This window comes from Phycisphaerales bacterium, assembly GCA_035627955.1.
Taxonomy (GTDB): Bacteria; Planctomycetota; Phycisphaerae; order Phycisphaerales; family UBA1924; genus JAEYTB01.
The window spans coordinates 199,265-224,163 of sequence record DASPKU010000006.1; the positions used below are offsets into that span (position 1 = coordinate 199,265).

At 68.0% G+C, this 24,899-nt stretch carries 21 protein-coding genes and 2 tRNA genes; 12 read left to right on the forward strand and 11 right to left on the reverse strand.

The window, feature by feature from the left end:
- Positions 1-8: 8 nt before the first annotated feature.
- From VD997_05385 to VD997_05410, 6 genes are all read left to right on the forward strand, one after another.
- Positions 9-818 (forward strand): sigma-70 family RNA polymerase sigma factor, encoded by an 810-nt coding sequence (locus VD997_05385; protein HYE61409.1) that lies wholly within the window; start codon positions 9-11, stop codon positions 816-818.
- Positions 815-1,609: an anti-sigma factor gene (locus tag VD997_05390; GenBank protein HYE61410.1), complete on the forward strand. Its 795-nt coding sequence runs from the start codon at positions 815-817 to the stop codon at positions 1,607-1,609. The genes VD997_05385 and VD997_05390 overlap by 4 nt, the downstream gene beginning before the upstream one ends.
- Before the next feature lie 95 nt (positions 1,610-1,704).
- Positions 1,705-4,185: a tetratricopeptide repeat protein gene (locus tag VD997_05395; protein ID HYE61411.1), complete on the forward strand. Its 2,481-nt coding sequence runs from the start codon at positions 1,705-1,707 to the stop codon at positions 4,183-4,185.
- Positions 4,186-4,273: 88 nt separating this feature from the next.
- Positions 4,274-5,131: a DNRLRE domain-containing protein gene (locus VD997_05400; protein HYE61412.1), complete on the forward strand. Its 858-nt coding sequence runs from the start codon at positions 4,274-4,276 to the stop codon at positions 5,129-5,131.
- 93 nt (positions 5,132-5,224) lie between these two features.
- Positions 5,225-5,298 (forward strand) — tRNA-Val (locus VD997_05405).
- An 84-nt stretch (positions 5,299-5,382) separates the two neighbouring features.
- On the forward strand, positions 5,383-5,886 hold the full coding sequence (locus tag VD997_05410; protein HYE61413.1) for a hypothetical protein: 504 nt from the start codon (positions 5,383-5,385) through the stop codon (positions 5,884-5,886).
- On the opposite strand, the gene VD997_05415 is transcribed toward VD997_05410, so the two are convergent.
- Positions 5,844-7,163 carry a hemolysin family protein gene (locus tag VD997_05415; protein HYE61414.1) on the reverse strand — a complete coding sequence of 440 codons (1,320 nt, stop codon included), beginning with the start codon at positions 7,161-7,163 and terminating at the stop codon, positions 5,844-5,846. The genes VD997_05410 and VD997_05415 overlap by 43 nt on opposite strands.
- A 214-nt stretch (positions 7,164-7,377) precedes the next feature.
- On the opposite strand from VD997_05415, the gene VD997_05420 reads away from it, so the two are divergent.
- Positions 7,378-9,210 (forward strand): response regulator, encoded by a 1,833-nt coding sequence (locus VD997_05420; GenBank protein ID HYE61415.1) that lies wholly within the window; start codon positions 7,378-7,380, stop codon positions 9,208-9,210.
- An 18-nt stretch (positions 9,211-9,228) separates the two neighbouring features.
- The gene (gene mnmA, locus VD997_05425; protein ID HYE61416.1) at positions 9,229-10,461 is read left to right on the forward strand and encodes a tRNA 2-thiouridine(34) synthase MnmA; all 1,233 of its coding nucleotides are present in this window, start codon (positions 9,229-9,231) and stop codon (positions 10,459-10,461) included.
- Positions 10,462-10,504: 43 nt separating this feature from the next.
- Here mnmA and VD997_05430 read toward each other — a convergent pair whose 3' ends face one another.
- The 4 genes from VD997_05430 to VD997_05445 form a co-directional block, all read right to left on the reverse strand.
- Entirely contained in the window at positions 10,505-11,206 is a 702-nt protein-coding gene (locus VD997_05430; GenBank protein HYE61417.1) for a nucleoside monophosphate kinase, read from the reverse strand.
- Positions 11,207-11,406: 200 nt separating this feature from the next.
- Positions 11,407-12,444 (reverse strand): type I glyceraldehyde-3-phosphate dehydrogenase, encoded by a 1,038-nt coding sequence (gene gap, locus VD997_05435; GenBank protein ID HYE61418.1) that lies wholly within the window; start codon positions 12,442-12,444, stop codon positions 11,407-11,409.
- Positions 12,445-12,552: 108 nt separating this feature from the next.
- Complete coding sequence (locus tag VD997_05440; GenBank protein ID HYE61419.1) at positions 12,553-13,086, reverse strand: DUF2721 domain-containing protein; 534 nt, start codon at positions 13,084-13,086, stop codon at positions 12,553-12,555.
- A 36-nt stretch (positions 13,087-13,122) separates the two neighbouring features.
- Entirely contained in the window at positions 13,123-14,445 is a 1,323-nt protein-coding gene (locus tag VD997_05445; GenBank protein ID HYE61420.1) for a dihydroorotase, read from the reverse strand.
- A 141-nt stretch (positions 14,446-14,586) separates the two neighbouring features.
- Here VD997_05445 and VD997_05450 point away from each other — a divergent pair.
- The 4 genes from VD997_05450 (at position 14,587) to VD997_05465 (ending at position 16,788) form a co-directional block, all read left to right on the forward strand.
- A tRNA-Pro gene (locus tag VD997_05450) sits at positions 14,587-14,661 on the forward strand.
- 134 nt (positions 14,662-14,795) lie between these two features.
- Entirely contained in the window at positions 14,796-15,299 is a 504-nt protein-coding gene (locus VD997_05455; protein ID HYE61421.1) for a DinB family protein, read from the forward strand.
- A 39-nt stretch (positions 15,300-15,338) separates the two neighbouring features.
- A complete protein-coding gene (locus VD997_05460) occupies positions 15,339-15,848 on the forward strand; it encodes a DUF1801 domain-containing protein (GenBank protein HYE61422.1) in 510 nt (169 codons plus the stop codon).
- 52 nt (positions 15,849-15,900) lie between these two features.
- A complete protein-coding gene (locus VD997_05465; protein HYE61423.1) occupies positions 15,901-16,788 on the forward strand; it encodes a methyltransferase domain-containing protein in 888 nt (295 codons plus the stop codon).
- On the opposite strand, the gene VD997_05470 is transcribed toward VD997_05465, so the two are convergent.
- The 6 genes from VD997_05470 to VD997_05495 form a co-directional block, all read right to left on the reverse strand.
- Positions 16,740-18,014, reverse strand: coding sequence for a hypothetical protein (locus VD997_05470; GenBank protein ID HYE61424.1), 1,275 nt, complete (start codon positions 18,012-18,014; stop codon positions 16,740-16,742). The genes VD997_05465 and VD997_05470 overlap by 49 nt on opposite strands.
- A gap of 77 nt (positions 18,015-18,091) precedes the next feature.
- Positions 18,092-19,279, reverse strand: coding sequence for a pyridoxal phosphate-dependent aminotransferase family protein (locus VD997_05475; GenBank protein ID HYE61425.1), 1,188 nt, complete (start codon positions 19,277-19,279; stop codon positions 18,092-18,094).
- A 108-nt stretch (positions 19,280-19,387) separates the two neighbouring features.
- Complete coding sequence (locus VD997_05480) at positions 19,388-20,395, reverse strand: hypothetical protein (GenBank protein ID HYE61426.1); 1,008 nt, start codon at positions 20,393-20,395, stop codon at positions 19,388-19,390.
- 146 nt (positions 20,396-20,541) lie between these two features.
- Positions 20,542-21,471, reverse strand: a complete 930-nt coding sequence (gene murQ / locus VD997_05485; GenBank protein ID HYE61427.1) for an N-acetylmuramic acid 6-phosphate etherase — start codon at positions 21,469-21,471, stop codon at positions 20,542-20,544.
- A 47-nt stretch (positions 21,472-21,518) separates the two neighbouring features.
- The gene (locus VD997_05490; protein HYE61428.1) at positions 21,519-22,619 is read right to left on the reverse strand and encodes an anhydro-N-acetylmuramic acid kinase; all 1,101 of its coding nucleotides are present in this window, start codon (positions 22,617-22,619) and stop codon (positions 21,519-21,521) included.
- A gap of 15 nt (positions 22,620-22,634) precedes the next feature.
- On the reverse strand, positions 22,635-24,482 hold the full coding sequence (locus VD997_05495; GenBank protein HYE61429.1) for a family 20 glycosylhydrolase: 1,848 nt from the start codon (positions 24,480-24,482) through the stop codon (positions 22,635-22,637).
- Positions 24,483-24,899: the final 417 nt, after the last annotated feature.

Consider the following 24,899-nt stretch of genomic DNA (forward strand, 5'->3'; position numbering starts at 1 on the left):
GAGGCAGCATGTCCCCGGCGTGCGTTACAGCAGTCCTGAGGGAGCGGCTCGGATGCTTGAAGGCCGGTTCAGGCCCCACTCAATCCTGTGCCCGGAGCCGGGGGGACTCTTACAATCACCGGTCCGGGGCCCGCAGGCCCGGGGCTCCGCGGCCGGCCGGCCGGGGGGCTTGCCAGGCCACCGGTCGGGAAGGGTTCGCCATCGCCTCTGAATACCTGCTCCATCGTGTCAGCACCGGGGACTCCGCGGCGATCGAGGAGTTGATCGCCCGCTTCGGCGGGCTGGTGTGGTCGCTTGCGCGCCGAATCGGCCTGCCCGAGGCCGAGACCGAGGACGCGGTGCACGAGGTATTCACCGAGCTCTGGCGCAACGGCAACCGCTATGACCCCAACATCGCCTCCGAGACGGCGTTCGTGGCGACGATCGCGCGCCGCCGACTGATTGATCGGAGGCGTCGCCTGGGGCGTCAGCCGGGGCGTCAGCAGCTGACGGATGCGGAGCCTGCGAAGGAAGTGCTGTCGCCGCGGTCGGAGGTGGGGGAGGAGGCCGCGCGGGCGGCGCGTGCCTTCGAGCAGCTCTCGCCCGAGCAGCAGCGGGTGCTGCGGCTGTCGGTGTACGAGGGGCTGTCGCACGAGCTGATCTCGCGATCGACGGGGCTGCCGCTGGGCACCGTGAAGACGCACGCGCGCCGGGGGCTGATCCGCCTGCGCGAGATGCTCAACAAGGACAAGACCAGCGAAAACGGTGGCGGCGGCGGCGCGGCCGAGAGCAATGGGCGCGAGTCAACTCCCCAGACTTCGACCGGGGGTGACGCGTGAGCGCCATCGCCCCCGAGGACAGCAGGCTGACCGAGCTGCTCGCCGACCAGGCGCTGGTGGGCCTGACCAACGAGCAGGAGCTGGAGCTGGAGACGCTGCTCGCCCGCGAGGGGCGGGAGGGTGAGTGGTCGCTGGCGACCACGGCAGCGCTGCTCGAGCTGGGGATGCTGAAGAGCGACGACTGGGAGCCGATGCCTGAGGAGGTGCAGCATCGGCTGGTGAAGGCGGGCAACGGGTGGGCGACGGCGACCTCGAGCGTGCTCAAGCCGCCGACTCTCTCAGAGAGCCCCGTAATGGCGATGTCTCGCCGGGCGACCCGCCTGGTGTGGAGTTCGGGGCCTTGGCTGGTCGCTGCGGCGAGCTTCATCCTGGTGGCAATCGCGGTGTACAGCTGGTCGCCGTGGACGCGTCAGGACATCGTGCACGTGGTGAACCGCGACCCGGACCGCGAGGTCATCCACTGGAAGGACTGGGACAACCCCGAGGTCAAGGGCGTGCTCGGGGAGGTGGTGTGGTGCGAGGATCAGCAGTTGGGCTACATGCGGTTCGTGGGCCTGCGGCCCAATGACCCCTCCAAGGAGCAGTACCAGGTCTGGATCGTCGACGAGCGCGGCATGGGGCAGCGGATCAGCGGCGGGGTGTTCGACGCCGAGGACGACGGCGAGACCATCGTGCCTGTGAAGCCGGCCATGCCCGTCCGTGGTGCGAAGCTGTTCGCGGTGACGATCGAGCCGCCGGGGGGCCTGTGGGTTTCGGACATGACTCGCCGTGTGACGGTAGCGGCCAAGTGAGCCCGCGCCGGGGTCCACCGTTGTGAGGTCATCTCGCTGGACGTGGGCATTTCAACGCACCTGAGAGGGTTTATGGCCGGTGCTATGCTGGGTTCATGACCACCGGGCTGGGAGGGAAGAGTTGCGGCACGGGCGTGGCGGAGGCGCCGCGGTCGGTGTCGCTGGAAGTGCTGCCCAGCAAGCCTGCGCGCCAGGCGGTCAAGAAGAGCAAGGTCTCCAAGTGGCGGGCGGGCGTGCTCATCGGCGTGCACGTGCTGATGATCGCACACATCATTCAGTGGCTGATCCAGGGCCGCACGATCGCGCCGGTGGAGCCCTCGGAGGCGATGTACGCGCTGGAGCTGGGGCGGCTGAACGCCGGGTTCATCTTCTTCTGCGCGGCCCTGCTCGCGACGTTTATCTTCGGGCGGTTCTTCTGCGGGTGGGCGTGCCACGTGGTGGCGCTGCAGGACCTGTGCGCCCACTGGATGAACAGGATGGGCGTGCGGCCCAAGCCGCTGCGCTCGCGCCTGCTGCTGTGGGCGCCGCTGCTGCTGGCGCTGTACATGTTCGTCTGGCCAACGTTCAAGCGCGTGGCCCTGGTGCCGCTGGAAACGCAGATCGCCAAATGGGTTGAGAAGAGCGACCCCGCGCGGGCGGAGAAGTGGACGTTCCCCGACTGGCTGCTCGACCTTTCGCAGGCGCGGGCCCAGGCGGGGCACCCGGGCTTCCACAAGGAGTTCATCGTCGAGGAGTACTGGGCGACCTTCCCCACGGAGTGGTACATCATCGTCCCGTTCCTGGGCGTGTGCGGGTTCGCGACGGTGTACTTCCTGGGCAGCAAGGGTTTCTGCACGTACGGCTGCCCCTACGGCGGCTTCTTCGCGCCGATGGACAAGGTGTCGATCGGGCGGATCGTGGTCGATCACGACAAGTGCGAGGGGTGCGGGCACTGCACGGCCGCGTGCACGAGCAACGTGCGGGTGTCGCAGGAGGTCAAGGACTTCGGGATGGTGGTGGACCCCGGGTGCATGAAGTGCCTGGACTGTGTGAGCGTGTGCCCCAACGACGCGCTGAGCTTCTCGTTCGCGCGTCCTGCGGTGTTCAAGAAGGCGCACACGGAGGAGGCGAAGCAGGGAAAGACCCGCCGGCCGGAGTACGACGTCTCGTGGTGGCAGGACGCGGCGCTGCTCGTGCTGTGCGTGGTGTTCTTCATCGGCTTCCGGCAGATGTTCAACAAGATCCCGCTGCTGATGGCGGCGGGGATGGCGCTGTGCGGCGGGTTCATCGCGTGGAAGCTGTGGACACTGGCGACGGAACCGAACGTGCGGCTGCAGAGCCTGCAGCTGAAGCTCAAGGGGAAGCTGAAGCCGGCTGGCTTGGTGGTGGCGGTCCTGGGCTCGCTGTACTTGGCCTGGGGCGCGTGGGGGGCGACGAACCAGGGCCTGCAGTTCGCGGCCAACTACTACGACATAAAGGTCAAGACGCCCTTCGAGCGGGTGTTCTCGGCAGGCTACACGCCGACCAGCGAAGACGCGGCTAACGCCGGGCAGGTGGTGAAGCTGCTCAAGCTCGCCGGGCCCGTGGGCGAGGGCGGGATGGGGTGGACCCATTCGGTTGAGCTCAACCTGCGCCTGGCGTGGAACCTCGCGGTGCTGGGGGAGCGTGCGGAGGCCGAGGAGTACCTGCGTCGCGCGATTGCGAAGGAGCGGCCGTCGCCGCAGGCGAGCACGCGCGTGGTGCAGCTGGCGCAACTGCTGGGACTGCGGGGCATGCCGCAGGCGGAGGTGCTGAAGGAGATCGAGGCGATCGCCGCGGCCAAGCCGCACCTGTACGGCGTGCGGCTGATGCTGGCGCAGGAGGCGCTGGGGAAGGGGAACCGCGAGCGGGCGATCCAGATTGCGGAAGCGGTGCTCGCGTCGGAGAAGCCGGAGCTGACGGTTGGCGAGCGCATCCAGGCGGCCACCGTGCTCTTCTATGCGGAGGTCACCGAGAAGGGGTTTGCGGAGCTCGAGAAGGCGATCGATCAGGCACGCGATCCCGAGCGCCGTACCGACGTGCACGGGCTGCTGCAGGCGGCCGAAACGTACCTGCAGCTGGGTCGTGGTGCCCGTGCTGCGGACCTTGCGGAATGGGTGCTGAAGATGGAGCGGCGGCCGTTCCCGGGCATCCAGATGCACGCTGTGAGCGTGATGCTGCGATCGGGGCGGGGCGAGGACTCCCTCAAGTACCTTCCACAGATCCTCGAGCACAGGAAGCCGCGTCCGGATGCGGGCATGGTGACACAGATCGGCGACCTGTATCTGCAGGCGGGCAAGATGAAGGAGGCGGAGGAGACGCTCGCGGCCGCGGTCAAGGAGCACCCGAAGGTGGCGTTCGCACGGGCGACGTACGCTCGGGCGCTGGCGATGAACGGGAGAAATGAGCAGGCGCTGGCGGAACTCGAGGCCGCGTGTGCCTTGGATGGTGCGCCCGAATACCTGAGCGCCAAGGCCGAGCTGCTCAACGCAATGGGGCGCACGGCGGAGGCGCAGAAGGCGCTTGAGGCGGCGCAGCGGGCCGCGGATCGGCGCTTGCAGCCGGCAGGGCAGCCGTAAGTCAGACGGCGATAGCGTGCAATCGCGCCGTATTCCCGCAATGCGGCGGGCCTGTCGCGCCATGTGCTATCGAGAACATGGAGGGCTCATGCTGCGCATCGCGACAGGTCTGGTAGCCATCTGGCTGGGGGCGTCGGCGTTCGGTCAGGTGGTCACGCTCACACCCGTGGCCGATAACACGCTGTACGAGTCGCCCGACATGGCGGTGAGCAACGCCGTGGGGCCGCACGTTTACTGCGGCAAGACGAACACGAACGTGCTGCGGCGGGCCCTCATGCGGTTCGACGTCTCCGCGATTCCTGCGGGCGCGATGGTGACCGATGTGGAGCTGCGGCTCTACCTCAATCGCGGGGAGGGCGATGGGGTGCGGTACCAGATTCACCGCGTCACGAGCTCGTGGGGGCAGGGGACCTCGAACGCGGGAGATCCGGGTGGGCTGGGCGCGGCCGCGACGCCGGGGGATCCGACGTGGACGGCGAGCTTCTTCGGCTCGCAACTTTGGACCACGCCGGGCGGGGACTTCGAGGGCGAACCCAGCGCCGAGGTGGTCGTGGGTTCGTCCTTCGCGACCTACAGCTGGAGTGGGCCGGGGGTGGTCGCCGACGTTCAGGGCTGGGTGGGCGACGGTTCGTCGAACTTCGGATGGCTGCTCCGCGGGGCGGAGGACACGCTGGGCTCGGCCCTACGTTGGTCGTCGATGGAGGGGGAGAACCCGCCGCAGTTGATCGTGACGTACCAGGCGGGCTCTACCTGCGGCACGGCCGACTACAACGGCGACGGCGACGTTGGAACTGATCAGGACATCGAGGCGTTTTTCGCTTGCCTGGGTGGGACGTGCTGCGACACCTGCTGGCACTTGGGGGGCGACTTTAATGGCGATGGGGATACCGGGACCGACCAGGACATCGAGTCGTTCTTCCGGGTGCTGGGCGGGGGGCCCTGCTGAGGCCGGAATGAGCCGGATGGCCCCCGAGCGGGGCTGAGGAAAAACGTCGGCGGGGCCGATATACTCTGGACCCAGTGCCGGGAACGGCATGATGGGCGATTGGCGCAGTTGGCTAGCGCGCATGCATGACACGCATGAGGTCCCGAGTTCGAGTCTCGGATCGCCCACTTGAATGAACCCCCGGCCGCGACGGTCGGGGGTTTTTTCGTGCCCTCGTTCAATCCTTGGCGGGCGTCCACCTAGGCTGGGGAATGGAACAGCCCACCCGCCTGCCGCATCCGATGCTGGACGCCTTCGACGCCCGCGTGGCCGGGTGGATGGGGCGGTACGGCATCCCGCTGCTGCGGTGGTCGCTGGGGATCGTGTTCATCTGGTTCGGGTTGCTCAAGCCATGGCGGCTGAGCCCGGCGGATGACCTCATCGAGGCGACTGTCTACTGGGTCGACCCGGCGTGGTTCATCCCGCTGCTGGGATGGTGGGAGGTGGCGATCGGGGTAGGGCTGCTGGTGCGGCCGCTCAACCGTGTAGCGATCCTGCTGCTGTTCCTGCAGATGCCCGGGACGATGCTGCCGCTGGTGCTGCTGCCGGAGGTGTGCTTCGTGCACGTGCCGTGGGCGCCGACGCTGGAGGGCCAGTACATCATCAAGAACCTGGTGCTGATCTCGGCGGCGCTGGTGGTGGGCGGCACGGTGCGGAAGCGGCGCGAGACGATTCAGGGGGCCTCGGGCTCGGGCGGGGGTTCGGGGGCGCGGTAGGCCAGCAGCTTGTCCACGCGGGCGCCGTCCATATCGACAACCTCAATGCGCCAGCCGTGCCAGTCGGTCCATTCGCCCGCGTGCGGGATCCTCCCCAAGACCGCGAGCACGAGCCCCGCGGCGGTGCTGACGTCCGGCAGCTCGTCCTGCTGGGCGTCGGTAATGCTGAGCGTGCCAACGAGCTCGTGCAGCGGCATGCGGCCGTCGATGAGCCACGAGCCGTCCTGGCGGCGTTTGGCGCCCGGAGGGGCCTGCTCGCCACGCCGGGTGATGTCGCCGACGAGTGCGGTGGTGACGTCGTTGAGGGTGACGAGGCCGAGCGTGCCGCCGTGCTCGTCGACAACGAAGACGATGTGGCTCCTGGTGGTGCGGAAGTGATCCAGGGCCTTGAGTGCGGGCATGGTCTCTGGGACGAAGACGGGCTTGCGGGCGACGCGGTTGACGGTGAAGTTGAGGCCGCCGAGCAGGCCGTAGGAGATGAGGTCCTTGATGTGCACTACGCCGACGAGGTCGTCGAGGCTGTCCTTTGCGATGGGGAAGTGGGAGTAGGGCGAGGTGCCGACGTGGATCTTGAGCTCCTCCACGGTGGTGGTCTCGGGCAGCCAGACGACCTCGGTGCGGGGCACCATGAGGTCGCGGACGGTGAGGTCGCCGACGCGGAGCACGCGCTGCAGGATGGTGTGCTCCTGGGGCGTGAAGACGCCGGTGCTGGCGGCGCGGGCGACGATGGCCTGCACGTCCTCGGCGGAGACATCGTCGTCGGTGCGCTGCTTAACACGGATGGCCCTGAGGATGAGGTGTGTCGTGGCGGTGAGGAGTCGGACGGGCCAGGCCGCGAGCTTGGAGAGGATGGCGAGGGGGCGGGCGATGGCGGAGGCGATGGCCTCGGGGTAGGCCATGGCCAGGCGCTTGGGGACGAGCTCGCCCAGCACCAGCGAGAAGTAGGTGATCACGAGGACGACAAGCGCGAGCGCGGCCTTGTCGGCGTAGGCCTCTGGCAGGCCCAGACGGATGAGCAGGTCCTGGATCGGCTGGGTCATGGCCCGCTCGCCGATGGCGCCCGCGAAGATGCCGACGAGGGTGATGCCGACCTGAACGGTGGAGAGGAAGCGGGTGGGGTCGCGCCGGAGGTCGAGGGCGGTGGCGGCGGAGCGGCTGCCGCGGGAGGCGTCGGCCTGCAGGCGGGAGGCGCGGGAGGTCATCATGGCCAGCTCGGCCATGGCGAAGATGCCGTTGAGCAGCAGGAGGAAGAGGAGGACGACGATCGCTAGGAGCATGGGCGGATTATCGCACAAACGGGGGGCGTTCGGGGTCGGTGCGGGCGAGCGTTGGGCGGCGTGTGGACGGCGGCGGTCCGTTTATGCGGGCGCGGTGGGAAGCGGGGCCGACTGGCGGGTTTATACGGAGTCAAAAGTCCCCAGCATGAGTGCCGATCTCAGGGGAGTCCTTTGACAGCGTTGCAACCGGGTCCTGCCGGCGAGGAGCCTACACATGCGACTTCTGATCATCGACGACGACGAGCTCACGCGCCTGGCGATGGCGTTTGCTTTGGAGAAGGCGGGGCACGAGGTGGTCCACAGCGCGCTGGCGCAGGACGGCCTGCGGCAACTGCGCGAGTCGAAGTTCGATGGGCTGCTGCTGGACCTGGAGATGACGCCGACCGACGGCGTGCAGTGCCTCATGGCCGTTCGCGCCGATGAGCGGCTCAGGGCGCTGCCGGTCATTCTGGTTTCCGCACGTCCGCAGCGGGAGGCGGTGGTAAGGATCGCGCGGCTGGGCGTTCGCGGGCTGATCATCAAAAGCAATGGGTTCATCCAGGAGGTCGTCAAGCGGGTGGGCGGGCTGGCCGCCCCGGAGCCGTGCGTGGGGACTCCCGCCAGCGAGCGCGTGCAGGACGCGGAGAAGGCGGCTGCGACACCCGCGGCACCCGCGAGCGCGAGGCTGGTGGGGACGCCGGAGCCCTCCCCGAAGAGCCAGGATGAGCGGCTGGACACGGCCGGTGCGATTGAGGAGCTCAAGTCGCTCAAGCCGATCCTGAGCCGGCAGGAGTTGCTCGACAAAGTTCTGAGCGGGAACGAGTTGAAAGCGATGGGCCCGGCCGCGCGGCAGGTGCTGTCGCTTACGGGCAACAGCGGGTCATCCGTCGATACGGTCGCAAAGGCGCTGCGGCAGGATCAGGCGATGTCGCTGCGGATCCTGAAGCTCGCAAACTCGAGCCTGTATCGGCGTGGGGCGCCGGTGGACACCGTCGCAAAGGCGGTGGCGCGGATCGGCACGGACCAGATCCGCCAGACGATCCTGTCCATGAGCGTGTTGGAGCGGTTCGGTGCCGCGGGAACGCAGGGCCGCATCCGTGCTGACTGGTTCTGGGAGCACGGTATCGCGACGGGCCTGTTTGCGTCGGGGATCGCGCGGGCGCGCGGGTGCGGCAACGAGCAGTGCGACGCGATGTTCACGGCGGGGCTGCTGCACGACATCGGCCGCATGCTGTTCGCCGAGCGGCTGGGGGATGTTTACGCGGGCGTGCTGGAGGTGGCGGACCGGCTGGAGCTGCCGCTGGAGGGGGTGGAGTCGCGCCTGCTGCTGATCAACCACGCGGACCTGACCGATCGTCTACTCCGGGAGTGGACCTTCCCGGCCGAGATGATCAACCCGATCGCGTACCACCACCTGAGCGTTGGCAACGTGCGGAACGTGGCGCCGCGGGCGTTGATTGAGGTGACGACGCTCGGGCTCGCGAATCGGCTGGCGCACGCGTGCCTGCTGGGGACGAGCGGGAACGACGTGCTGTACCCCATCGAGGAGTGCATCGCGGCGCTGGGGCTGCGGAAGGGCGTGGTCGCGGAGCTCTGCCGCGAAGTGCCTGACATGACGCTTGACATGCGGATGACGATGCTGTCGCACTCGAGCGACGCTGGGACTTCGTGGGTCGAGGTGGCGAAGGGCGCATTGGGAGAAGGGGTCCGGGCGGAGCTGGTTGCACTCAACCGTGAGACCACCGCGGCGGGGTACTTCCTGGAGCGGCTGGGCGTAAGCGCCGGCGTGGAGCAGCCAAACGTGCTGGTGGTGCGTGTGGCCAATGCGAGCGAGCGGGCGCCGCTCATGGATCGCGTGCGCGAAGCGGAGAAGGCGACAGGGCAGTCGGGGCTTCCCGTGCTGGTGCTGGCCGGGTCGCCGGGGGCGTTCTTCGGGCAGGGGGTGCTGGGGGAGCGCCGGGTGGAGCAGCTGGTCTCGCCCGTACGGGTGGAGCGCGTCCTGCGGGCCTTGGCGTCGCTGGCGGGCGTTAGCGAGGTTGCAAGCCGCGGAGTGAAGGCCGCAGCGTGAGCGTCACTACGATGGCAGGTGAGCGCGAGCAGGCCCAAGGTGCTGGTGGCGATGTCGGGCGGGGTGGATTCCTCCGTCGCGGCGGCGCTGCTCCAGCGCGAGGGGTACGAGGTGGTCGGGTGCTTCATGCGGCTTGGGTCGCCAGGGGAGACCTTGGATGAGCTGATCCCGGGGGAAGAAGCGTGCCCGGCTAGCTCGGCTGGGGCGGGCAAGGGCGTGAAGATCGGGCACCAGGGGTGCTGCTCCATCAACGACGCGGCGGACGCGCGGCTGGTCGCGGCGGAGCTGGGCATCCCGTTCTACGTGTGCAACTTCAAGAAGGACTTCGGGCGGATCATCGACTACTTCGTGGATGAGTACGCCGCGGGTCGGACGCCCAACCCGTGCGTGCGGTGCAACGACTGGCTGAAGTTCGGCAAGCTGCACGAGTACGCGCGGCAGATCGGGGCGGAGTTTGTCGCGAGCGGGCACTATGCCCGGGTGGCAAGGTGCCAAAGTGGCGGAGTTGCAGCGTGCGGAGACGAGTTCGCCCTGTTGCGCGGCGTTGATCACAGCAAGGACCAGAGCTATGTGCTCTTCGGCGTGCCGCGGGCGCAGCTGGCGCACATGCTGCTGCCGATCGGTGGTATGGCGAAGCCGCGGGTGAGGGAACTCGCGAAGGAGTTCGGGCTGCCGGTGTTCGACAAGCCGGACTCGCAGGAGATCTGCTTCGTTCCTGACAACGACTACGCGGGGTTGGTGGAGCGGCGGCGGCCGGGCGTGGTGAGCACGGGAAAGATCGTGGACCGCGAGGGTCGCGAGGTCGGTGAGCACGGTGGGCAGCATCGTTTCACGGTGGGGCAGCGCCGCGGCCTGGATATCTCGCTCGGCTACCGCGTGTACGTGACCGGCAAGGACCCGAAGACGAACACGGTGACGGTTGGCGGGAAGTCGGACCTGATGGCGGCGTCGTGTGTGGTGGGGGAGGCGAACTGGCTCATCGAGGAGCCCGCGGGAGAAGTTCGCTGCTGGGCGAAGTACAGGTACAACACGCCGGCGTGCGAGGCGCGGGTGCGGGTGATTGAGTGCGCGGAGTTCGCGACCCCATCGAGCCGGACCGGCCGGTTCGTGGTGGAGTTCGAGCGGCCGCAGGAGGCGGTGGCCGCGGGGCAGGCGGTGGTGCTGTACGGGAACGACAGCACCGGTCGCGGGACCGGTGCTGACAGAGTTCTGGGTGGCGGGTGGATCGAGAGCGTGGCCTTAGCGAAGTAAGACACGACCGTCAGGGCACGTCGTGGCGCGGGGTAACTGACGATCACACGCGGGCGGGTTCCGCCATGCGGCCGGGCACGTGCACGGCCGCGTGGCTAGGGCGCGGAGGTTCGGGGTCCTCCTTCTCACCCGTGATCGGATTGTTGAAGTGGGACTCCTGCACGGGGACGACTGACTCGAGGATGTGCTCAAGGACGCGCCCGGGCGAGCCGGTGGCGTCGACCTCCTTGATGATGTCCCGGGGGTAGTACTCGAGGACGGGGAACGTCTCGCGCTCGTACACGTCCCAGCGGCGGCGGATGACCTCTTCCTTGGCGTCGTCGATGCGGTTTTCCTTCAGGGCCCGGCGGCGGAGACGCTTGATCATCTCCTCCTTGTTGGGGCACACCAGGTGCAGGATGCAGAGCACCTCGATGTGGTCCTCGAGGATGCGGGCCTGGTTGACGTTGCGCGGGATGCCGTCCAGCACGAGGAGGTCGACGTGCGGCTTGAAGTCGGCGAGGACCGTGCGGGCCTTCATGTTGTTGTGCCACATCTCGATGGTGGCCTCGTCGGGGACGAGCTCGCCGCGGGACGAGTACTGCATGAAGAGCTTGCCCAGGTCGCTGGACATGTCGAGCGTGCGGAAGACCTCGCCGCAGGAGAGGTGGTAGAAGCCGGGGATGGACCCCAGGATCTTGCCCTGCGTGCCCTTGCCGGCGCCGGGGGCGCCGAAGAGGAGGACGGTCTGGTAACGCTGAGCCATGGCGAGTCTCCCGATGTCGTACGGCCGGCGACGCCGACCAGTTGGGGCGGTTACACCCTAAACCGCAAACCGGGTCATAGCAAGGCAGAACCGGCTGATCGGGCGTTTACCCCGCCCGGCGGTAGGGGTTGGAACGGCTGCCCGGGGCAGGGCCCGGGGGTGCACCGGTCTGTGGTGTCTGGTCGGGTTTGGCGCAGGAGTTACCGGTTCCCGTCCTTGCTGGCCAGGAGCTTGAGCATGTCCACGCAGCGGGCGGCGTAGCCGGCTTCATTGTCGTACCAGGACACCACCTTGAAGAACCGCTTGTTGAGCTCGATGCCGGCCTTGGCGTCGAAGATCGAGCTGTGTCGGTTGCCGATGAAGTCGCTGGAGACGACCTCCTCCTCGGTGTACTCAAGGATGCCCTTCATGGGTCCGTTGGCGGCGGACTTCATGGCCGCGTTGATGTCGGCGAGACTGGTGTCCTTGGCGGTGCGGAAGGTGAGGTCCACAGCGGAGACGTCGGCGGTGGGCACGCGGAAGGACATGCCAGTGAGCTTGCCCTTGAGGGCGGGGATGCAGAGCGTCACGGCCTTGGCGGCTCCGGTGCTCGCGGGAATGATGTTGTGGTAGCCGTTGCGCCCGCCGCGCCAGTCCTTCTTGGACGGGCCATCCTGCGTGGGCTGGGTGGCGGTGACGGCGTGCACGGTGGTCATCAGGCCCTCTTCGAGGCCGAAGGCGTCGTTGATGACCTTGGCGATGGGCGCCAGGCAGTTGGTGGTGCAGCTGGCGTTAGAGATGATCGTGTGCTTAGCGGGGTCGTACTGCTCGGCGTTGACGCCCAGGCACAGCGTGGGCACCTGCGCGGGCTCGCTCTTGGTGGGCGCGGAGATGATCACGCGCTTGGCGCCGGCCTGGAGGTGCAGCGCGGCCTTCTCGCCCTCGGTGAAGAGGCCGGTGGACTCCAGCACGTAGTCGACACCCAGGTCCTTCCACGGGAGCTTGGCCGGGTCCTTCTCGGCCATGGTCCTGGTGGTCTTGCCGTTGACGGTGAAGGAGTTCTCGGTGGCGGAGATTTCGGCGTGCTTGCCGTTCAGCGTGAACTGGCGGTGCATCGTGTCATACTTGAGCAGGTAGGCGAGGTTGTCGGCGGGGACGAGGTCGTTGACGGCGACCACCTCGAGGCCCTGCTCCGACGCGATGCGGTAGACGAGGCGACCGATGCGACCAAAGCCGTTGATGCCGACGCGGATAGCCATGAGGTGCTCCTGCCAAACGTGAGAAGTGGGGGTGGACGCGCGATCGTAGTGCCGGGCCAGAGGGTCCGGCAAGGTGCATGAATATGCGTTGGGGTGGTGCAGCGCGGGTCAGGCGTTGCCCGGGGGCGGGTCGCCCGCGTGCGTGGCCCGCCACTGCGTGATGGAGACGTGCAGGTCGGCGAGGGAAGCAAGGGCGATGCGGGTTTCGCGGAGGAGTTTGAGTGACCCGGCGACCAGGCCCGCGACGCCCAGCACCGCGAGGAGGGAGGTCATCACCTGCGTGAACAGCGGCACGCCGGGGATGCTGAAGTAGCCCGCAAAGGCGCCCAGCAGGGCCATGCAGGTGCCCGCCGCGAAGCAGCCCGCGGCGAAGTAGAAGCTGCGGAGGCCGCTCACGAGCATCTCGGCGCGCCGGTGGGCGTGCTGGAACTCGCGGTGGTTGGCGGCTGTGTCGATGCCCGGCGACTTGGCGTTGAGGATCGCGGTGGAGGCGAGGCGGGCGCGGTCGGAGGCGCGGGCGAGGCGGTTGCTGGTGCTCAGGATCAGCAGCGTGGACGCGTTGGTGAGGATCGCCGGCGCAGCGAGGAACGTGAGCACCGCGAAGGGGTTGTCGGCGATGTGGGTGTCGATGGGTGCGTCCATCGGGGCTCCGGGGCGGGGCGGCTTTGCGAGGAGAAGTCAGGCCATCGCGGGCTGCTTCGCGTGCGAGTTCTCGTAGACAACCTTGCCCGCGACGATGGTGTGGGTGGCGCGGCCCTTCACCTTGCGGCCCAGGAACGGCGTGTTCCAGGAACGTGAACGGAGTTCCGCGCGGGTGATGGTCCACTCGAGGTCGGGATCGATGATGGTGAGGTCGGCGGGCCCGCCGGTCGTGAGCTTGCCCAGGCCCTGACGATCGAGGTTGCAGAGGCGGGCTGGCTCGAGGGTCATCATGGCGATCATGCGCGGCCAGTCGATGAGACCCGTCGCGATGAGCGCCTCGGCGTAGAGGGCGAGCGCGGTCTCCAGTCCGATGAAACCGAACGGTGCGTCCTCGAACGGCAGGGCCTTCTCGTCGGCCGAGTGCGGCGCGTGGTCGGTGGCGAGGATCGTGATGGTGCCGTCGGCGACGCCCTGGCGCACGGCCTGCACGTCCTTGCTCTCGCGAAGGGGAGGGTTCACCTTCGCGAGCGTGTTGTAGCCGTCGCAGGCTTCGTGGGTGAGCAGGAGGTGGTGGGGGGCCGCCTCGGCGGTGATGTTCTTGTGCCCGGCTGCGCGGGCGCGCCGGATGATGTCCACCGATTCGCCCGAGGAGATGTGCTGCACGTGGTAGCGGCTGCCCGCGGCGGCGCGGGCGAGGCGGATGTCGCGCTCGATGATGATCTCTTCGGCCACGCGGGGCCAGCCGCCCAGGCCCAGGCGGGTGGAGACTTCGCCGGCGTGCATGGCCGCGCCCTTGGTGAGGGTGGGGTCCTGGCAATGCTGCATGAAGCACAGGCCGGTGGCGGAGGTGGCGGCGAGGACGCGGGCCATCATGCCGGCGGTCGGGATGCAGTCGCCATCGTCGGAGAAGGCGACCGCGCCCGCGCGGGCCATGAGGGCAATCTCGGTGAGGTCCTCGCCCTTGCGGCCCTTGGTGGCGGCGGCGACGGGGAAGACGCGGCAGGCCGCGGTGGCCGCGGAGCGGGCGAGGACAAAGCCGACCAGCTCGGGCGTGTCCAGGGCCGGGCTGGTGTTGGGCATGCAGCAGACAGTGGTGAACCCGCCGGCGACCGCGGCCTGCGAGCCGGTGGCGAGGGTCTCCTTGTGCTCCTGCCCGGGCTCGCGGAGGTGGACGTGAGGGTCGATGAGGCCAGGGGTGACGAGGCAGCCCTCGGCGTCAATCACGCGGTCCGCGGGGGAGCGGGAGAGGCCGGGGCCAATGGCGGTGATCCTCCCGTCACGCACTGCGACGTCGGCGACCTGGTCCATCCCCGAGGCAGGGTCGATGAGGCGCCCGCCGACGATGAGCAGAGAATCCATGCGGGGCAGGATACGGGCTTGGTGAGGCGGTTTGTGGGCCATGGGAAGGGTTTACGGGCCGTCTTGGAAACGTGTTTTCAGCGGGCCTATCCTCCCCTCTAACCCACTGGGGCTTTCGGGCGTCAGGGGTGACATGGTGAACGGGGTATAGCGCAGCTTGGTTAGCGCGTCTGACTGGGGGTCAGAAGGTCGGCGGTTCGAATCCGCCTACCCCGACTTGGAGATCGCCCCGCAGGTTGATGACCTGCGGGGCTGTCGTTTTTGGGGCTTGAGCATCTACCTTCCGCACGCCCCGTAACGGCCCCGCGTTGAGCGGGCGGGCGAGTGCTCCCCGGGTTAGTATCGGTCGCGTGAGCGCCCGCGACGCCTACGACACGATCGGTGCGATCCTGAACATCCATTCGATGGTCACCGGTTTTCTCATCGAGACGGTGGAGGATGTTCCAGAGTCGCGCATGGCGGAGCAGCCGGGTGGGATCGTCAATCATCCGGCATGGACGCTTTCGCACCTCAACGCGTACGCGGGGGTGTTGCTGTCGATGCTCGATGATCAGAGCGCGCCGACGGCCACCGCGGAGATGGAACGGTTCGGGTACGGCTCCAATCCGGTGCCCGAGCGGGGTGTGTATGCGATGAAGCGCGAGCTGCTCGACACATTCAGGGAGCGCAACACGCGGCTTGGGGCGGTTGTCGCGGAGAAGCACGCAGACTACTTCCCGCGGCCCGCGCCGGGCAGGTTCCAGCCGCAGTTGATTGGGCACATCGCTATTACGCTGCTCGTGGCGCACCCGCCGCATCACTTGGGCCAGCTGAGGCAGTGGCGGCGGGCGGCGGGGCTCGCGGGGAGAGCGTGAAGACCGCAGTCCGAGTGAGGCAAGTCGAAAGGGATCGGAATGGCGAAGAAGGCGAGCCGCGATGGCCGGAGTACCTCGACGGGCAGCGGGCCGGCGCGGACGGCGACCGTATCGAAGCGACGCGCGAACACCGCGAAGACACGTAAGCCGAAGCTGCTCTCGGGTGGCAACCCGCAGATCGCAAAGGGTGACGGGGACGGCCCGGTGCAGGCGTACATCGCGGCCATGCCGGGGTGGAAGCGGGATGTGGGGCGGCGGCTGGACGCGATGATTGAGCGCATCGTGCCTGGGGTGAAGAAGGCCGTGCGGTGGAACTCGCCGTTCTATGGCGTCGAGGGGCAGGGCTGGTTCATCGGGGTGCACTGCATCACGAAGTACATCAAGGTGGCGTTCTTCAGCGGTGCGTCACTGGAGCCCCAGCCGCCGGTGGATTCCAAGCACAAGGACGTGCGGTACTTCCACATATACGAGGGCGATCGAGTGGAGACGCCGCAGCTGGAGGACTGGGTCCGGCAGGCGGCGGCACGCCCGGGGACTGACTGCTTCTGATGAGCGATGACCGGCGCCATTGATCGCGCGGTCGGGCCCACTACCCTGCCGCATGCAGGCAGGACGGACGACGCCGGCGGGGGACTTTGATTACGACCAGTTCGGGCGCGGGTATTCGCAGCTGCGGCGGACGGAGCCGCGGATCGCGGCGATGGTGCACGCGGCTCTCGGGAATGCACGCACGGTTGTAAACGTAGGCGCGGGTGCGGGGTCGTACGAGCCGCGGGACCGGTACGTGGTGGCGATCGAGCCGTCGGCGGCGATGCGAGCGCAGAGGCCGCGGGAGATTGCGCCGGCGATCGACGGCGTGGCAGAGCGGCTGCCGCTGGATGACGGCTCGGTGGACGCGGCCATGTCGACGCTCTCGGTGCACCAGTGGCAGGACTGGCGACGGGGACTGCGGGAACTGCGGCGGGTGAGCCGCGGGCCGGTCGTGGTCATGACCTTCGATGGTGACGAGATCAACCGCTTCTGGCTGGCGGAGTACTGCCCGGAGGTGATCGCGGCCGAGCACGGGCGGTTTCCTCCGATCGCGGAGATCGCGGCAGTGCTAGGAGGCCGCACGCGGGTGCAGAAGGTGCCGATCCCGATCGACTGCGTGGACGGGTTCACGGAGGCGTACTACGCCCGGCCTGCGGCGTTTCTGGACGCGCGGGTGCGTGGTTCTCAGTCGGCATGGGGCTTTGTGAGCGCTGAGGTGCAGGAGCGGTTCGTGCGTGAGCTGACGGCCGAAATCGAGAACGGCGAGTGGGAGCGCAAGCACGGGCACCTGCGGAGCGAGCCGGTGTTCTGGGGGGCGCTGCGGCTGATTGTGAGCGAGCCGTGGGGCGCGCATCCGAAGCATCGAGATGAGGACATCTCGGTGGCATGGGCGTCGCCCGGATCAAGCGCTCAGCAAGGGCCGCCGCCGAGGACGCGGAAGAACGACTCGATGTCCTGATCGGTGCCCGCGTCGCCATCGGCGTTGAAGTCCGAGCCGCCGGGGAAGCACGATGCGCAGCAGGTGCCGCCGAGGCATGCGAAGAAGGCCTCAATGTCCTGGTCGGTGCCGATGTCGCCGTCGCCGTTGTAGTCGGCGGTGCCGCACACGGGCGTCGAGGGAAGCAGAGCCATCTGACGCAGGTCGTCGATTCCCGTCCCGGTTGCGACCAGCAGGTTCGCCCGCTCGCCGGGCGTGCTGAAGAGACCGTCGTTGTCTACGTCGTGAAGGTGCACGATCCGCTTGCCGGTGTTGTCGCTCAGGAGGAGGTCGCCGTTGGGCAGCGAAAGAACATCGGAGATGCCGAAGTTGGCCTCGCCGGTCGAGAACACCATGACAGCCTCGCCCGCGTCGTCCGCGTCCCCGTCCGCGGAGGTGTCGGCCAGCCGCAGGATCTGGTCGACGCCGCCCGAAGCAAGGTTGGTGTAGTACAGCGAGCCGGGGCGTGCTTGGTCTTTCTCGAGGATGAGCCCTGCGTTGGTGCCGGTGTACCAGCGGCGGAACTCCATGGTGTCGTCGTCCGCACGCCCGTTGCCGTTGAGGTCCTCGATGCGGTAGACGCCGAACAGGCCGGAGGACGAGTTACGCAGATAACCCACGCCCGCCCCGTCGACCACGATCTCCTGCGGGCTGAACGGGCCGCCGCAGGACACGAAAGCAACCGGGCTATCGGCGACCCAAGCCGACATTTCGCCAGGCCCCTGCCAGTTCCCGTCGGCGTTGACGTCGCGGCAGCGGTACACCGCGTCGCAGCCGGAGGCGTTGCTCGAGTTGACCACGAGCACGTCGCCACTGGGCATGAATGAGCCGCCGCTCGGGGCCGCCGTGCTCGCGCCTGAGGCGTTGCTGACATCCGAGAGCAGGCGCGACTCGCCCGCGTCCAGCACGTCGCCATCAGCGTTGAGATCCTTGAACCAGTAGTAGGCACGCACGGCGGTGTCCCCACCGATGATGGTGCCGTCGGGCGCCGCGAATAACGCGTTGATGCTGTCGGGCAGTCCTGTGCCGGAAGCGTTGGTCTCGTCGTACCAGAGGAAGATTTCTTCGGTCTCGATCGACCCGTTGTTGTTGACGTCCGTGAGACGCCAGATCTTGTTCGTCCCGCGGTCGGCGAGCAGCAGCGACACACCCGCATGGGCGGTTGAGGTCAGTGAAGCAACGACAACGGCGAGAACGGCAGTGCGCATGGGACTCTCTCCAGGCGAGTGTCCATCAGCCTATCCGGCTGAAACGCAGTTGCAACTCAGTCTCAACAAGGTTTTGTCTAGAGCGCCCGGCGCAGCTCGCTGCCCAGCCGCTGGAGGTGATCCAGGGTGTGCTTTGCGGACACGGTCAACCGGAAGAACATGGGCGTCGGGCCGCCGGGGTACTCGATGAAGGGGGCGTAGATGCCGGCCTCGAGCAGCTCGCGGTGCACGCGTTCCATGGTCTCGCGGGACTCGAGCGTGAAGGTGAAGATCGGGACCTTCTCGGAGGCGGTGGAAGTGGCGGGCGGCGTGAGGGTGGCGGTACCACCTGCGTGGGCGGCGTGGGGGGCTTGGAGACGGGAAGAGGTGTTGATCGAGACGTCGCTGAGCTCGATGTTGAGGTCGGCGAGGATCTGGCGCAGGGCGGCGGTGTTGCGGCGCAGGAGGGCCACCAGCTCAGTTTCACGCTGCATAACGCCCAGGGCGGCCCGCACGGCCATGGCGATGGGCGTAGGCGCGGGCGTGGAGCGGCGGTAGACGTCCGCCTGCTCGCGGACCTGGTCGATGAGGGTGCGGCGGCCGAGGACCGCGCCGCCGTAGCAGCCGAAGCCCTTGGCCAGGGTGGTGGTGATGCACAGGCGGGGGTCGCTGAGTCCCGTCTCGTTCACGGTGCCGCGCCCGAGCTCGCCTAGCACGCACACGCCGTGGCAGTCGTCGACGATGAGCGTGCTGCGGTGCTTAGGGAGGATGGCAAGGAGGTCGGCGACGGGGGCCACCGCGCCGTCGGCGGCGAAGACGCCATCGGTGAACAGGGCGATCCCCTGGTCGCCGTACTGACGCACCAGCCACGCGGCGGAATCGGGGTTCAGGTGCTCGTACTCGAAGACCTGCATGCCCGCCGAGGTGGCCGCGGAGCGGAGGCTGCGGTGGGCGCGGGCGTCGATGAGGGCGACGCCGTGCTTGTGGCAGAGGGCCTGAGCAATGGCGATGTTGGCCGTGTAGCCCTCTGCGGTGAGGATCGCGGCTTCCTGGCCGATGAACGCGGCCAGTTCGCGCTCGAGGCTCTCGTGAACGTTGGTGTTGCCGGTGGTCTCACGCGAGGCGGTGGTGCTGATTCCGTAGCGGGCGAGGCCCTCGCGCACGGCGCCGAGCACGGCCGGGTGGTGCGCGAGGCCGAGGTAGTTGCAACCGCCGAAAGCGAGCAGTTCACGCCCGTCGACGGTCATGTGCGTGGCGGTAGAGGATTCGACGTTGAGACGGGCCATGGTGCAGTCCTGTTGCGTGGTGGGTACCGCACTGGGTACCCCGCCGCTCCGCGGCGGTGCTGATCCCTGTATTTCGGCAGGCATGAACTGAAAACCTGAGGCTGCGCTTCAGCGATTCTCCGCACGGGCCGTGGCGTGGATCGGCGGGGGGATCGTGGCCATGGTGTGCAGGCCGGGCGGAGCCTTGAGCAGGCGCGGGATGGCGTTGATGGCGATGGCGCAGGTGGCGATGTCGCCGTGCACGCCGCCGGGGATGACCATGTCGATCGGCGGCTCGCCCTGGATGACAACCCGGTCGTGGGGGCCTTCCTGGCCGACCGCGGCCTGAAACTCCAGGCGGATGACCTCGCGCTCGTCGTAGTAGCCGCGGGCGACCTGGCGGACGCCCGAGCAGCGCCCGCGGGGGATGGGGCCCAGGCCGCACACGAGGTCGCGCTCGGCCTTGACGGGTGCGATGTCCTCTTCCCAACGCTCGATTGGGATGCCGACGTAATGGGCGATGTAGTGCAGGCTCTCGCCCAGGCCGACGTGCCGCAGGCTGCCGTCCTTCACGCGGGCGGAGAACTGGGCGTCGTCCAGCCCGGCGCCGATCTTCTTCTGGAAGGGGATGCGGCGGACGGAAGCGTCCTGCACGCGGTAAACCGCGATGCCGCGGACGGAGTGGCTGACGCAGGTGAGGAACGCGGGCAGAGCGTCCATCAGGAAGCCGGGGTTGACCCCCGTGCCGAGCAGGCGCCCGCCGGTCTTCTTGCAGAGGTCATCGAGCTCTTCGGCGAGAGCGACGTGGCGGAGCCAGGGGTAGACGAGCTCTTCGCAGGTGCTGACGACGGCCTTGCCGTGGCGGAGGATGTCGCGGAAGGTGTGCTCGCAGGACTTGAGGTCGCTGCTGGTGCTGACGATGGCGACGTCGATCTCGTCCCAGTTGTCCACGGCCGCGAGGTTGGGCAGGATTCGGAGCTTGGGGTCGGCGGCGGGGACGACCTTGGTCAGCAGCTGGCCGGCGAGGGAGGGCGACATGTCCACGGCGGCGACGACGTGCCCGAGGTTGCGCTCGTGGACCTCGTTGAGGATCTTGACACCCAGCGGGCCGATGCCGACGTGGAGGATTCGCTTCATGGGCGGAGGGTAGCGGCGCGCGGGGGATCGGGGCTAGCCCGGGATGGGTGGGATGGCGCAACCGACAGCAGGGCCTGCGTCATTGCAAGGCGGGACGAAAGCCCAGGGATCATGATCCCTGGGCATTGGGGCCCGGGGTGCGGGCGTCACTCACTCAAGGCTCGGCCGAGGTGGCCTGAGCAGCGCTCGAGCTCGGCTTCCGCTTCTGTTCGGGGCAGTCCGCGCCGGTGCATTACAACAGCCGTTTTTACCGAGCCGCCCGCGCTCTCCAAAAGCTCGAATGAACTCTCACGGGCCAGTCCGGTGAGGGTCGCGACGATGCGGGCCGCGCGATCCTTGAGCTTGTCGTTGGTGGCGCGAACGTCGACCATGAGGTTCTGGTAGACGCGTCCGCTGCGGACCATGAGCGTGGTGGAGATGGTGTTGAGGGTGAGCTTGGTGGCGGTCCCGGCCTTCATGCGGGTGGAACCGGTAAGGACCTCGGGGCCGGTCTTGAGCATGATGAGGTGGTCGGCGCTCGCGGGCGGGTCCATGGTGGTGCAGACAAGCAGGCCGGTGAGGGGCTGCTGGCCTGCGGGGAGGTGTTTGCAGTATTCGAGGGCGCCCCGGGCGTAGGGGGTGGTGCCGCCCGCGGCGATGGCGAGCACCGTGTCATTCTGCGTGAGAGCGAGTGCCTCGAGTTCGGGCCAGGCACCGCGGGGGTCGTCTTCTTTGGACTCGCTGGACTTGCGGAGGGCCGCGTCGCCGCCGGCGATGAGACCGACGATCTTGCCGGGATCGACCTGGAAGGTGGGCGGGGCCTCGGACGCATCAAGCACGCCAAGGCGGCCGGAGGTGCCGGCGCCGACGTAGATGAGGCGGCCGCCGGCGGTGAAGCCGGGCTCCGCGGCCTCGATGAACCGCGTGATGGTCTTGCCCGCGCGCTTGAGGGCGTGCAGGACCTCGCGGTCTTCCTGGTGGATCAGCTCAACGATCTCGCGCGTGGAGAGCGTGTGCAGGTGCATCGTGCGCGGGTTGCGCTTTTCGGTGGAGATGTGGGAGCGGTCGGGGGGTGTGTTGCTCGCTGAAGTCGTCACCGACGAGCCCCGAACGGAGTGAGGGGTTTCTGACGGATGCTGTTCGCTCATGGATACACCCAAGCCCCGGAGAGCGGGGCCTGCTTGACGCCGGTCACGGCGGGGATGGTAATGGGGACCTTGTCCTGGCAGAGGGCGCCGAGGACCGCGAAGCAGATGGCCTCGCGGTACTCAATGGGAATGCCGTAGTCCTCAGTCGTTTCGACAGGTCGGCCGATTCTGGCCCCGAGGGCAATGCGAAGGCCGCGGTTCCGGCTGCCGCCGCCTGCGATAACCATGCCTGCGTACCAGCCGTGGCCGGCCTCGTAGACCATCTGCGCGATGGCCTCACATGCAGAGCGAAGGAGCGCAGGTGTGGGAACATGGTCGAGGGAGGTGAGAGCCTTCTCTAGCTCGTCGCCAGTACCAAGAGAACGACGGCTTGCACGCTGCTCCCGAAGAAGTTCACAGAAACGCGTGTATGTGATGTCGTCGCAGACGCCGTTGAATGCGACGTGCCCGTCTTCGTCATAGGGGCGATTCATGCGCTGACGAGCGATTGCATCAAGCAGTTGGTTGCAAGCGCAGATATCTCCGCCTTCAATCCGAAGCCGTGGCTCGTACTCGGCCGGGAACTCCTCTTCTGGTAGTAGCTGCGTCTGCCACTCGGTGTAGTTTGCGAACCCACCCAGATTGACGACCTTCATCGGGTCATGCCGCCTGCGGAAGAGAATCCAGTCCGCGATCGGGGTAATGGGGGCGCCCTGCCCTCCCGCCGCGAGGTCAGCCTGGCGCAGGTCGTACACCACCGGGCACCCCACGGCCTGCGCGATGGGGGCGGGCTGCATGAGTTGCCAGCTGAGCGGGGGCTGGTGGAAGACGGTCTGGCCGTGGACGCAGATGAGGTCGGCCTTCTCGCCGGCGAGCAGCTCGAGGATGGCGCTCGCGTGCAGGAGGGCGAAGTCGCGCGAGAGGACCGCGATCTGGCCGGCGGTCATGGGCTGCTGCTCGGCGAGGGCGCGGAGGCGCGGGGCGAGGCCGCCGAGGTCTCTGGTGATGTTGCGGACGGGCTTTGCGCGCATGGCGAGGCCGTGCCCTTCGATCTCGACGAGCGAGGCGTCGAGGGCGTCGATGCTGGTGCCTGTCATACATCCGACAACGCGGCGCATGGTGGTCCTATCGGGTCAGAGTTCGATCTTGCGGTAGAAGCCGCAGCTGTGGTCGAGGCCGCCTTCGCGGGAGCGGAGGAGCCAGAGGCGGCGGTGCTCGTCGATGATGGATTGGAGCTGGTGGCGGAGGTCGCTGCGATGTGAGTCGGTGAGGCCGTCGGCTTGCCGGCGACCGCTGGCGCGGGCGGCGGCGAAGCGGGCGACGGCCAGCGTGTGGTTGAGCTCGTCGTCGAGCTGCTGACGCAGGCCAGCGGGCTTCCGCGCGGCGATCTCCTCGAGGCGGTCGCGGGCGTCGAGCCAGTCGCTGGAGCGGCCGACACTGCTCTGCTCATCGAGCTTCTTGAACATATCGATGAAGAGCGCGGACTGGTTGGGCAGCTTCACGCGCCCGGGCGCGGAAAGCTCGCCGCAGGCGCGGCGGAGGGCGATGTCGGTATCGCCGAGGTCATCGAGCCATTGGCCGATTTGGAGCGAGCGGTCGCCGAAAACGTGCAGCGACACGGCCCGCAGGTCCACCTCCGCGTCGGGGTTCCAGGCCTTGGCCGCTCCGTACGCGATCCCGTGCAGGGCGATGGGCCACTGTTGGTGGTGGCCGGTGTCGCCCCAGTCGCACACGAGGAAGCCGGTGGCCTTGCCGCGCCCGGCGCTGGCGGCCGCGTCGATGTTGCCGCGCCGTTCGGTCGTGCGCCCGGTGATGCTGCGCCAGGAGCTCGTGCCGGGGCAGACCCAGACCTCGCGCCCGGCCGATTGCAGCAGGTCGCACCAGCGGGCGAAGGGGGACTCGGGCTCGTAGCCCCATGCGAGGGAGATGAGGTCTTCCGGGATGTCGTTCACGCACTCGGGGTGTGAGAGGGCGATGTCGGCCCAGAACATCGGGCGCTTGCCGTGCGCCTTAGCGACCTCACAAATCTGCCGCACGAAGTCGAGATACACGGCCGCGCGCCCGCGCCTCGCGACCTCGTCCTTTGAGCGTCCGTAGGCGATGTCGTACGTCTCGTCGCAGCCGATGTTGACCAGAGGGGAGGTGAAGCAGGGGAGCAGCTGCCCGAGCAGGTCCTTGATCAGCGCAATCGAGCGCGGGTCGGTTGGGCAGAGCGAGAACGGGCCGGAGCGTGGCCAGACGTCGAACACCCAGTCGCCGTGGGTCTCGGCGATGTCCGCGTACTTCGGGTGCCGCAGCCAGGAGGCGAGGTGGCCGAAGCAGTTCTGATTCGCGGCGAGCTCGATCGTTGGTCGGCAGAGCGCGTCGAGCGTGCGGATGTCGTCGGGCGTGAGCGGGGACCAGGCGCGCCAGACATCTTCGTGGCCGGCATAGGCGAAGGTGTGCTCGGTGTAGAGCTGGAGGTGGTTGATCTTGAGCCAGCCAAGCTCGCCGACGAGGCGGGCGAGCTCGCGGTTGGTGGGCACGCGGTCACGCGAGACGTCGAGCATGACGCCGCGGGTGGCGAAGGCGGGGGCGTCCTCGATCACGAGCGTGGGACACCGACGAGTGGTGGCGTACTGGTGGCGAAGCTGGAGGAAGGTGCGGAGAGCGTGCATGTGCCCGCGAATGTCCGCGGCGGTGATGGTGACGACCGCACGCCCCTGCTCGTCGGCGGTGATCTCTAGGCGGTAGGACTCGGGGGCGCCAGGGGCCGTGACGTAACGCAACTGGCCAGACTTCTCCGCGGCGACGATCGGGTCCTTGGGCCGGTCGAGTGGGCGGGACTCTTCGGGGAGCGACCAGGATTCGGTGACGAGCACCGGAGGCCGGCTGGGGGCGGGTACGAAGGTGCTCAGGTCGGCGGTGCCGCCGGTGAGGGTCAGGGAGCGGGGGTAGGGGATGAGCAGCGGGTCCAACGCCGCGGGGTCGGGGTTGGGCATCGGGGGCCTCCGTGCCCCGTGGGGACGGGGGGAGGACAAGATAGCGGGAAGCGTGCTGCGGGACGGAAGGAGAGAACGGCCAGAAGAGCCGCCGCGGAGCGGCGGGGTACCCGGGACAAGGCCAAAAACAACAAGACTCGGGCCGCGGCCGTCCGCTGTTCCCGAGTCGCCTAACTCTTGATTTGAAACCCGGCTACGTGTTTCCGCCCGCAGCCGAGTATAGGAGGAGAGAGAGACAAGACGCTGGCAGAAGTTCGGGGGCCGATCGGGCTTTCGCCCACCCAGAGACCCGGACTTCAGTAAACCCGGCTACGTGTTTCCGCCCGCAGCCGAGTATTAGGAGGAGAGAGAGACAAGACTTTGGGACCATGCCACAGGTTTCTGGACCTGCCAACCGAATGGGAAAGATTTTCTGAG